Source organism: Acidisoma sp. L85 (assembly GCF_009765865.1).
In the GTDB taxonomy this organism is placed as follows: Bacteria; Pseudomonadota; Alphaproteobacteria; order Acetobacterales; family Acetobacteraceae; genus Acidisoma.
Map to the genome: position 1 here is coordinate 821 of NZ_LMUQ01000034.1, position 10,636 is coordinate 11,456.

The 10,636-nt window shown below is 60.6% G+C and carries 8 protein-coding genes and 1 pseudogene; 7 read left to right on the top strand and 2 right to left on the bottom strand.

Going from position 1 to position 10,636, the window contains the following annotated elements:
• Nucleotides 1-112: 112 nt before the first annotated feature.
• Nucleotides 113-415, top strand: a complete 303-nt coding sequence (locus GSQ83_RS09000) for an SDR family NAD(P)-dependent oxidoreductase (RefSeq protein ID WP_158802559.1) — start codon at nt 113-115, stop codon at nt 413-415.
• Here the strand turns inward: GSQ83_RS09000 and GSQ83_RS09005 are convergent.
• A protein-coding gene (locus GSQ83_RS09005) for an IS5 family transposase (RefSeq protein ID WP_254065576.1) occupies nt 401-1,223 on the bottom strand; the annotation gives its coding sequence in 2 pieces (ribosomal slippage) (nt 401-1,199 and nt 1,198-1,223; 825 coding nt in all). The two genes, GSQ83_RS09000 and GSQ83_RS09005, sit on opposite strands and share 15 nt — an antisense overlap.
• Nucleotides 1,224-1,313: 90 nt before the next feature.
• Between GSQ83_RS09005 and GSQ83_RS31160 the strand changes: the two are divergent.
• Nucleotides 1,314-1,460 (top strand): annotated as a pseudogene (locus GSQ83_RS31160) (SDR family NAD(P)-dependent oxidoreductase); the annotation flags it as partial.
• A 12-nt stretch (nt 1,461-1,472) separates the two neighbouring features.
• Here the strand turns inward: GSQ83_RS31160 and GSQ83_RS30410 are convergent.
• On the bottom strand, nt 1,473-1,832 hold the full coding sequence (locus tag GSQ83_RS30410) for a hypothetical protein (RefSeq protein WP_254065577.1): 360 nt from the start codon (nt 1,830-1,832) through the stop codon (nt 1,473-1,475).
• A gap of 334 nt (nt 1,833-2,166) precedes the next feature.
• On the opposite strand from GSQ83_RS30410, the gene GSQ83_RS09015 reads away from it, so the two are divergent.
• Genes GSQ83_RS09015 through GSQ83_RS09035 form a run of 5 tightly spaced genes read left to right on the top strand, consistent with a single transcriptional unit; the run spans nt 2,167 to nt 10,296 of the window.
• Complete coding sequence (locus GSQ83_RS09015; RefSeq protein WP_158802560.1) at nt 2,167-4,293, top strand: HAD-IIB family hydrolase; 2,127 nt, start codon at nt 2,167-2,169, stop codon at nt 4,291-4,293.
• Complete coding sequence (locus tag GSQ83_RS09020) at nt 4,290-6,974, top strand: sugar porter family MFS transporter (RefSeq protein WP_158802561.1); 2,685 nt, start codon at nt 4,290-4,292, stop codon at nt 6,972-6,974. Before GSQ83_RS09015 ends, GSQ83_RS09020 begins: the two co-directional genes overlap by 4 nt.
• A 29-nt stretch (nt 6,975-7,003) precedes the next feature.
• Nucleotides 7,004-8,326 (top strand): DegT/DnrJ/EryC1/StrS aminotransferase family protein, encoded by a 1,323-nt coding sequence (locus tag GSQ83_RS09025; protein WP_158802562.1) that lies wholly within the window; start codon nt 7,004-7,006, stop codon nt 8,324-8,326.
• A 22-nt stretch (nt 8,327-8,348) separates the two neighbouring features.
• Nucleotides 8,349-8,684: a hypothetical protein gene (locus GSQ83_RS09030; protein WP_158802563.1), complete on the top strand. Its 336-nt coding sequence runs from the start codon at nt 8,349-8,351 to the stop codon at nt 8,682-8,684.
• Nucleotides 8,677-10,296, top strand: a complete 1,620-nt coding sequence (locus tag GSQ83_RS09035; protein ID WP_216850010.1) for a GMC oxidoreductase — start codon at nt 8,677-8,679, stop codon at nt 10,294-10,296. The genes GSQ83_RS09030 and GSQ83_RS09035 overlap by 8 nt, the downstream gene beginning before the upstream one ends.
• The last annotated feature ends 340 nt before the right edge of the window (nt 10,297-10,636 follow it).

Here is a 10,636-nt window from a genome sequence, read left to right on the forward strand (position 1 = left end):
TGGCATGATCGGCTTTCAGTCCGCGCGCTTCGTTCAAACACGTCCTCTTCCAATTAATGTGACAATGCCCCGCTGACCTGTATCCGCCAAACAGACAGGGATCCAGCTAATAATGAAGACTTGGCTTATTACCGGCTGCTCTACCGGCTTCGGCCGCGTATTCGCAGAGGCCGTCCTGGCCCGCGGGGATAAACTCGTCGCCACCGCGCGCAACGTCGCCACCATCGCTGACTTCGTCCGGCATTACCCTGAAAGCGCCGCCGCGATGCCGCTGAATGTCACGCGCAAGGGCAAAGCCGAAGCTGCCGTCGCCAAAGCGGAGACGATGTTCGGTGGGCTGGACGTTCTCGTCAACAATGCGGGCTTCGGCTTGATCGGCGCCATCGAGGAAACTGAGAGTTCACTCCGAATCTGATAGGCAACGTCCCATGCGCCGGATCAGGATGATGGCTGATGCTGCGTAGAGGAAGGCTTCCGCGGAGGAGATGAGCCGTTCCACGTCGCGGTAGAAGCGGCGGTTGCGGCCGAGCCAAGCGAAGAAGCGCTCGACGACCCAGCGGCGTTTGTGCACCGTGAACCCAACTTGGTCGACGGCTTTGCGGACGATCTCGACCGTGATTCGCGTTGCACTGGCTACACGCTCGCCGGCATAGCCGCTGTCAGCAAATACCTTTTCGAGGAACGGGAACGACCGACGCGAGGAACGTAGCAGAGGTACTGCGCCGTCACGGTCTTGGACGTCGGCGGGCCGCACCTGTAGCTTCAGCGCACGCCCGTCTGTGTCGACAAGCGCGTGGCGCTTGCGCCCTTTCACCTTCTTGCCCGCGTCGTAGCCGCGCGGGCCGCCAGCCTCAGCGGTCTTGACGCTTTGGTTATCGAGCACGCCGGCGGTCGGACTGGCGGCCCGACCCACCCGTTCGCGGTCACGGATGACCAGGTAATGGCTGATTATTTCCCACGTTCCGCTGTCGCGGAACCGGGCGAACCAGCGATAGACGGTCGAAAGTGGAGGAAACTCGCGAGGGAGCATGTCCCACGCACAGCCGGCGCGCAGGATGTAGAACATTGCCTCGACAATCAGGCGCATGGGCCATTTCCGCTTTCGGCCGCATCGGCATGGCGGCGGCAGAAGCGGCTCCAAAAGAGCCCACTCATCGTTGGTCAGGCTGCTTCCATAGCCTAGGCCCGTGCGCTTATATTGCTCGGTTGGTCGGCGTCCACATGTGAGCTCCAGCAAGGCTTCGGACACCTGCTTGGAATCACATCCGCCTCGACCAGCCAACCCATCCAAACCCGTTTCGCTCTGATCGTCCATTGGTGGGATTACCGGTCGGCAGGACTTCGGCCTCTACAATGCGACCAAGTTTGCGGTCGAAGGTTTCTCCGAGGCGCTCGCCGAGGAAGTCGCACCGTTTGGTATCGCCGTCATCATCGTCGAACCGGGTGCCTTCCGGACAGACTTCCTCGGTCGATCAATTGCGACCGCGGCCCGCCGCATCGCCGCGTATGATGAGACGAGCGGCAGGACGCGTGACTTCGGCCGGACCAACGATGGGCAACAGCCTGGCGACCCGCATCGCGCTATCGATGTCCTCTTGGCCGCAGCCGACTCCGCCACACCGCCGCTCAGGCTGCCGCTCGGCAAGGATGCCTTCACGCGCATAAGCGTCAAAATCGACAAGCTCCAAGCCGACCTTGCTGCGTGCCTCTGCGCGGCTGCGGAGGGCAGACTCGCCAAGAAGACCAAGCCGATTGACGTGCCCGAGCTGCGCCGAAGGCTGCGCCGTCGAGATCAGGCGGGCAAGCTTCGCCGCCCCGTGGTGCTCAGCCATTGGAATTCCATTATTTTTCCAGGAAATTCCGACCAAAATCGTTGCGCTACAGTGCCGGGTGCTGCTAACCGAGTTGCGTCGGGCTGCATGCGATCATGAACCTTAAACCGCGACACTCGCGCGTCGTGACACTCCTCCGTGTACGCCTTCTATGACCGAGCTACGGGCGGCTCGGTGCGGTTACGCATAATCGAGGGACGGTCGTCTAGGCCGGTTCAGGAGGCAGCAATGGATCATCCAGCCTTGACCTAAGTTTTCCCGCAGAATTCGCTCGCGGCTCCCAACCGGAACACGACGATTTCGGAATCACAAGTCCCTACCATCAGGTTTGACAATGTTCGTATTGCATATCGCCCTCCAGGGATGCCTTCGGGCCACTGACATCGAATACGGCGTCAATGTCGATACAGGGGGGCATATCCGCTATCTTCTCGGCCTGGTCGAGGCTTCGCAGAAATCCGCCGATATCGATCGGATCGTGGTGGCGACGCGGGCATTCGATAGTGAATTCGGACCGGATTACGCGGCGCCCAGCGATCGCATGTCAGACAAGGTCGAGATCGTCCGCTTCAGAACCGTCGATCCGGGCTATCTCCCGAAGGAGGATCTGTGGCGGGAGGTGCCGTCCTACGCGGAAGCGCTGATAGACTGGATTGAACAGCAGCCAGTGCGGCCCGCCATCATCCACGCGCACTACGCTGATGCGGGCGTGGTCGCCGATATCGTTCGGGGAAAGCTTGGCATTCCCTACGTTTTCGTGGCGCATTCGTTAGGTCGCGTCAAACGCAAAGCGTTTCTCGATAGCGGCGGCGTTGCGCATCCGGACTCTGAATCAGCGACGGATATCCGAATCAAGACGGAAGAACGGGCGGTCGCCGGCGCCTCGCTCATTATCGCAAGCTCACGCGATGAGGCCGAGAACCAATATGCCGATTACGAGGCTTACCGCCCAGGACATATCCGTATCATTCCACCCGGCGCGGAACTCACGACATTTCGCACGGCTATGCCCAATCTGTCCGTCGACAAGATGATCAACCGCTTTCTCGTCAATCACGATAAGCCGCCCTTGCTTACCCTCGCGCGGCCGGTCGTGAAGAAGAATATCGCTGCTCTGCTGCACGCATTTGGCGAGTCGAAAGCTCTTCAGGAAAAAGCCAATCTGGTTATCTTTGTCGGCAATCGCGACGATCTGAACGATCTTGAGCCGGAGAGTGCCGGAATTCTGAAGGACATACTCTACCTCATCGATCTCTATGATCTTTACGGCAAGGTCGCTCTGCCAAAGAGCCATCAGCCGGCCGATGTTCCGGCAATATATGCCTATGCCTGGTATCGTCGTGGCATCTTCGTCAATCCCGCTCTCAACGAACCTTTCGGCCTCACCCTGCTTGAGGCCGCGGCGGTTGGATTGCCGATTATCGCGACCGACAGCGGCGGCCCCAATGACATCGTCGAAATTTGCCAGAACGGCGAGCTTGTCGATCCGAACGATCCCGGAGAGATCGCCGCCTCCGCGCTGCGAATCCTCAATGACGAGGCTTTGTGGCAGGATTATTCAAGCGAGGGCTTTCGTGCGGTTCGCCGTTTCGACTGGCGCTCTCACGCCAATCGCTACCATCGGCTGCTGGGGGCGGTGATCAAGCAGGAAGGTCAGCAGCAGCCCGCGCCGCGCGAGTTGCTCGTCTGCGATATCGACAATACCCTTCTCGGTTCGCGGCCGGCGCTTGCTGAATTCAGCGAATGGTTTGGGACGCAGCACAAGCTAGGCTTCGCCATCGCATCCGGGCGCAGCCTGCACAGCGCACTCTCGGTTTTGGAGCAGGAAGAAGCCCCTCTGCCGGACATCATGATCACGAGCGTCGGCTCGGAGATCTACTACCGACAGCCGGATCATCCATCCTATGTGCCCGATCTCGAATGGGCAGATTGGATCTCCGAGAATTGGGAGCGTGAGCAGATTATCGACGCGCTGCAGGACATACCTGGGCTAAGGCCGCAGTCACCACTCGAACAGCGACGTTTCAAGCTCAGCTACATCGCGCACGGCAAGGGCGACTTCAAGGCGCGCGTGGAGGAGGCCCTGCAGGCCCACAATCTGTCCGCTTCCGTCGCCTTCAGTCATAATCGCTACCTGGATGTATTGCCCAGGCGCGCGTCGAAGGGAACGGCCGTCGAATTCGTAGGCAAGCGGCTCGGCTTGGCGAATGCGCGTATTTTTGTCGCGGGGGATTCCGGCAATGATATCGAGATGCTCCGGACCATGCCGAATTCCATCATCGTCGCGAACTTCCGCGACGGTCTCGGCAGCCATGAGGCCCTGAGCCATTGCTTCATCGCACCCCGCCGGCACGCGCGAGGTGTTGTCGATGGCGTCACGCATTTCCGGACGAACAGCGCCGCTTCGGCGAGATTGGCCGCTGCGAGCGATGATCAGGAGGCGATGGCGGGTTCGCTATGACGCGAACCGCCTCCCGGCTTGTAGCGGTCGCGGCTCTCGGAGGGCTATTATTCGGCTATGAGACGGGCGTCGCCGGCGGCGGCCTGAACGACGCGCGCGACCTCTCATATTTCTCGAACGATTCCCTGCTTCTTCTCAGTACAGCGACGCTCATCGGCGCATTGATCGGCTCCCTGGCGGGGGGCAAGCTGAGTGACACGATCGGCCGCCGCGATGTGATCATGGCGACCGCGGCGCTTTTTACCTTAGGGGCATTTTCCAGCGCCCTGGCGCCGTCGCTGGATGCATTATTCGTCGCGCGGCTTGTGGTTGGCTTGGCTGTGGGCGCGATTTCCGTGGCGGCGCCTCTCTATATAGCGGAACTTGCCCCACCGCGCTCACGCGGCGCGTTTGTCGCAACCTTCCAACTGGCGATAGCGCTCGGCTTGTTCTCAGCCTATGTCCTGCGCAACATGTTTCACGCTTTTCCCGAGGGATGGCGATATACGCTGGGCGTCGGCGCCGTATTGGGAATTCTGTTGAGCGGAGCGGCTCTTCTGCTCGATGAATCGCCGCTGTGGCTAGAATTGGAGGACGGGCAAGAGAACCCGGCATTGTCATTGCTCGGGGACGGGACGTCGAAGCGAGGAGATGCGCTCCAGACCTTATTCTCCCTGGCTGGACGGCGTGGTCTTTTTCTCTGCGTAGCGCTCTTCTTCTTCCAGCAATTCGTCGGCATCAATGCCGTTCTCTATTTCGCGTCCACGATCCTGTCGGATTTGGATTTCAGTTTCGGGCTCGGCTTCCGTCCGGGCGATGCCTTGCCATTCGCGATTGTCAATGTCGCCATGTCGGCGGTGGCCATCGCGCTCATCGACGGAGTAGGGCGTCGGCCGCTTCTGCTGTTCAGTTTCGTCGCGTCCGCGGCGGGCCTTCTTGTCGTGGCGTTCGGCATGATCCTCACATCCAGCGGCGTGCAAATCGGCGGCATGATAGCGGCCGCCGGCTGTTTTGTTTTCGTCGGCGGATTTGCTTTGGGCATCGGCCCGGTTCCATGGGTTATCCTCTCCGAGTCCTTTCCCATCGGTCTGCGCGGCCTGGCGATCGGCTTTGCCGCCGCGTCCCACTGGTTGTTTGACGGTCTTGCCTCGCCGATGGGGCTCTTGCTCGGCGGACATATCGCGATTGCGGGTGTGTTTGTCTTTTACATGGTCATCGCGATTGCCGGCTTCTTCTATTTCCGAGCAAGGCTGCCGGAAAATCGGGGTCTCACCTTGGCCGCGATCGACAAGCGGGGCAGGGAGGCCGCCGCGCTGATTCGAGATAGCCGGTTCGTGCATTATGCGGTGACAACTCTTGTCACCACGGGCGGTTCGCTGATCGGCTTTAATTTCGCCGTGACGGCGCTCACGCTGGTTCTCATCGCCAAGAGCTGGAGCCTCTCGCCACTGGAGCAGGGCATGATCCCGAGCGCCTTGGTTCTCGGTCTTGCGGCTGGGTCCTTCCTCGCGGGAAGTCTGTCGGATCGCTTCGGCCGACGCTACCTGCTGATGTCGACGGCGGCCCTGTTCGTCGCCGGCGCTTTTGGCTCGGCCATCGCGCCCTCCTTCTACTGGCTGCTTGTTGGCCGTGCGGTCACGGGATTCGCGATTGGCATCGCCTCGCCCACCACTGGCATCTATGTGGCCGAGATCGCGCCGACCGCCATCAGAGGCCGACTTCTCTCCTTCGAGGCCGTCACCTACGGCATCGGCGCGATCCTCGCCTATTGCGTCGGACTCACCTTCGATCCGACGGCTGATGGCTGGCGTTACATGTTTGCCTTCATCGCGGTGCCGAGCACGATCTATGGCTTGGTTCTTTTGCCGCTGCCGGAATCGCCCCGATGGCTCGCCGCCAATGGCCGGATGCGCGCGGCGCGGCGCGTTCTCGCGCGACTCGATGAGCCGGATATCGATGGGCTGGTGGCAAGTCTGGCCTCGCGCGACCAGGGGACGGAAGCGGATGATGGCTGGCCCGGCATGCTGACGAAGCCGCATCGGCCGGCCTTGATGCTCGGTCTGGTCCTGATGTTCCTGATCGTCTTCTGCGGTTGGGATATGATTTTGTCCTATGCGCCAACGGTCTTGATGGAGATCGGGTTCGAGGACACGGCGGTTTCCTTTATCGCCACCTTGGGCCTGAGCATCGTCTTCCTTGTGATGACGCTCGTTTCGCTCAGTGTCATTGACAAGGCTGGTCGCAAGCCGATGGTGGTGTCAGGACTTTTCATCATGGCCGCCTGCCTTGGTCTCATGACGATCTTTACCTGGATGTCCGGCACCTCCGGCGATGCGATGCGATGGGCACTCGTGGGCGTGCTCGCAGTATTTGTTGGCGTTTTCGCTCTGACCCTTGGGCAGGTGGGAGAGATCGTCGTCGCCGAGATCTACCCGCAGGCCATTCGAGGTCCCGCGACCAGTTTCTCGCATGGCATGCGCAGTCTTTTCGCATTGGCGTTCACGCTGACCTTTCCGGCAATGCTGAGCATGTTGGGCTTGCATTTCACCTTCTTGACCTACGCGATTATCGACGTCATCGGCGCGCTCTATCTCCTCCGTTTTTTGCCGGAAACGAAAGATCGCAGTCTCGAGGATATCGCGCGATACTGGTATCGGCGGGTACCCGATAAACACGCGAAGATCGGGATTCCGTCGCCGTGACGTGGCCCTTGGAAAGGAGAGTCTAGGACATGTCCGAGACGCCGACTGAAATACGCGAATTCGCCAATCGCCTCGCGATCGACGGCGGACTGCCGGTTCGCACCAGGCCGCTGCCTTGGGAGTTGCCAGGCGCCAACTGGATCGGAGAAGAGGAGCGCGACCTCGTCAACATAGTTCTGGCGGCTCGCAGTCCTTTTCGCTTCTACGGTCCGGACCTCCAGCATATGGTCGATACGCTGGAACAGGAATGGTGCGCGGCATTCGGCCATCGCCATGCACTCGCGGTTTCCTCCGCGACCGCGGGTCTGTCCATCGCGATTTCCGCGCTCGGGATCGGGCCGGGCGACGAGGTACTGCTGCCCGGCTATCTTTGGGTAAGCTGTGTTTCGGCAATTGTCAGGGCAGGGGCGATCCCCCGGCTCGTCGATATCGACGACAGTTTCGGCATGGACCCGGTTGATCTCGAAGCCAAGGTCGGGCCGCATACGCGGGCTGTCCTGATAGTGCACATGAGTGGAACGCCTGGCCGGATCGAGGAAATCGCCGCGATCTGCCGTCAGCGTGGCCTGTATCTGATCGAAGACTGCGCCCAGGCCGCGGGCGGTACGCAGTTCGGACGTGCCGTGGGCCGGTTCGGCGACATCGGTGTTTTCAGCTTTCAGATCAACAAAAACATCACCGCCGGCGATGGTGGGATGATGGTCTGCGAGGACCCCGATCTGTTCCGGCGGATCGTCGCGCTACATGATCTGGGTTATGCCCGCAATTCTCAGGGACGCCTCGATACCTCGGACGAAACCTGCCAGCTCTGGGGCATCGGTGCCCGCATGTCGGAGCTTGCGGGCGCCATGGTCCTGGCTCAGTTTCGCAAACTTCCGCGCATCACGCAGGCGATGCATGACGCAAAATGGACTATAAGAACTGAGCTGGAGGCAATTCCGGGACTTGCCTTCCGCAATGTGCGGGATCCGGCGGGCGATACCGGGCCGTTTCTGATCATGCTTCTCCGCGATGAAAAGACGTCAATTCGATTTGCCGAGGCCATACGCGCTGAAGGCATTAGTGGCCCGTCAGGCAGCCTGCTATGCGTCGCCATGCGCGAATGGGGTCTCCATTGGTATTCCAATATCCCGAGCCTGGTACATCGCAGATCAAATAGCACGGACGGCTTTCCCTGGACCCATCCGGCCAATGCATTCGCGGCTGGCTACGAATATGGTGTCGGGGCTCTGCCAGCCTGCGATGAGTTCCATGCTCGCGGAATGATCCTGTCGATCGGCTCGATCCTGACCGACGAGGACGTCAACGATATCATCATCGCGTTCCGCAAGGTCGCGAAGGCGTTCCTGTGACGCCGATGCGCGGCGTTGTCACATGAGCGTCGAGGGTTTCGTCGCCACGCCCGTCCGGTCCTCGGAGAGTGCGGAGGCGGCGCTGGTTCGCGCCATGATCGCGGCTAGTCCTTATCGGCGGTTTTTGCGTGACATCGAGCAGGATGTCGTTCGTGTGGCGCTGCAGAATGACCAGATCCACGCCATTCTGACGCGTGTCGCGGCACAGGGGCGCATTCCGTCAGGGCGCTGGTTCTCGCTGCGACGGCCGAGTGCGGATGAGAGTATCCTGCTGTCCTTCCTGGAATATTTGGCATTCGCATCACCGAGTTTCCTGGCCTCGGTCGGGGAATGGCCGCTGGGGGTGCGCCGTGGTTGAAATCGAGGCTTGCGACGTCTGCGTTGTCGGAACCGGGGCTGGCGGGGGCGTGCTGGCCTATGAACTCGCCATGGCCGGTCTGAAGGTCGTGTCATTGGAGCAGGGGCCGCTTCTCGCGGAGGATTATTTTCGCGTCCAGGACCCGCCTGGGTCGGTGAAGAATTTCGGGATCCGGCCGCATACGACATGGCCGAGCGACCCTCATGAGGCCTTTTTCGGAAACGCGCTTTTCGCCCCAACGAGTGAAGCTTCGGCTGTGCGTTCTCCCGATGGCTTCCTGCAATATCAGGTCTTCGCTGTCGGCGGGCTGCAGAACCTTTGGAACGGCGTGAGCCTTCGATTCTCCGCCGATGACTTTGCGAGCTGGCCGATCAGCTACGGCGACCTGGCGCCGCATTATACCGCCGTCGAACGGCTGGCCGAGGTTTGTGGAACACAGGAGAATTTGCCGAATCTTCCCGATGGCGATTATATCGAAACGAAGCCATTCCGGCCGGTCGATCGCCTTCTTGCCGCCTCGGTTGTCGCGCTGAGGGATACTGACGCGCGCGCGATCCCTAATCGCAAGGCGATCAACACGCGGGAAGGCACGCACGCCTCCTGCATTTCGACGGGCGCTTGTGCCTTTGGCTGTCCCGTCGGGGCGGTCTACAAATTCCCCGCGAAGCTACTGCCACGCATTGCCAATCACGCGAATTATCATTTACGCCCGAATGCAAAGGTGACGCGGCTTATCAGCAGTGCGGATGGCAAGCGCGTGACCGCCGTCGAGTTTCTCGACACGGCAACAGGCAGCACCCATCGGCTTTCGGCTGCCATCGTGGTTCTGGCGGCCGGTGCGGTGGAGAGCCCACGCATTCTATTCAATTCGGCGACCGAGCGCGATCCGGGCGGGCTCGGCAATCGATCGGATCAACTGGGACGGCGACTGCAGGACAATCCAAAGTCGGTGCTATCGACGTCCTTGTGGCGGCTTTGGGGGAAGCGGCGTGATTTCGATATTGGCTATGGTGATCCCTTGATCGTGATGGGTCGCGGAACGCTAGCCGATGGCTCGACATTTCCGTTCATCGGTCATGACAGCCAAGGCATTCCTGATATCCCACACTACCTGACTGGGCTGAAGAAATTTCCGCCAGCCATTAAGGTGCGTTTGGCGAAGCTGATGTTTAATAGCTACGCTACTATTGGCCTGTTCTGCCCCGGCGAGCCGAATCCGGCCAACCGTCTGAAACCCGGTGCCAAGCGCGACCGTTTCGGCATTCCGCAGGTGGAGGTCGATTTCACCGCCTCGCCGAAGGCGCATCAGATGATGGCGGCGATGGAAGCCTGGGGAAGGCGCGTGCTGCGCGGCGCGTCCGGGACAATCATCCATGGGAGCAGCACCAATAACGGCACCGGCATACATTATGCGGGCACAACCGCGATCTCCGCGGACCCGAACAGTGGTGTGGTCGATGCGAATCTGCGTAGTCATGATTTCGAGAATTTATATGTGTGCGATGGGGGCGCGATTCCATCGCTGCCCGAGAAGCATCTGACGCTGACCATCATGGCGCTTGCGCATCGGCTGAGCGGCCATATCGTCCGCGAAATACACGGCCGGGCTTGACGCGGGCGTGACTGGATGTTTGGCGTCCTTGCACCGCAAATACACCAGCGCATAGGTCACGGTCCGCCGATTCGCGCGCTGGCATCATTTGGCCGGTTCCGGCGGCCGATTAGGTTTGCGATGCGTCATCGCGGGGGCTTACACTCGCCGGATTCAAAGTCCCTCCGCGGACACAGTGAGAAAAGGGATCACCGCTGTCAGCATATGCACTTCTGCCGCTAGACGAGCCGGCGCTTGATCTGGAGGGCATTGTCACGGTAACCGGGTCTGGCGGGCGGCCCGATCCTGCGCCAGGATGGAGGAATGAAGAAGCCGCCCGACCCACATTATCGCCATCGTT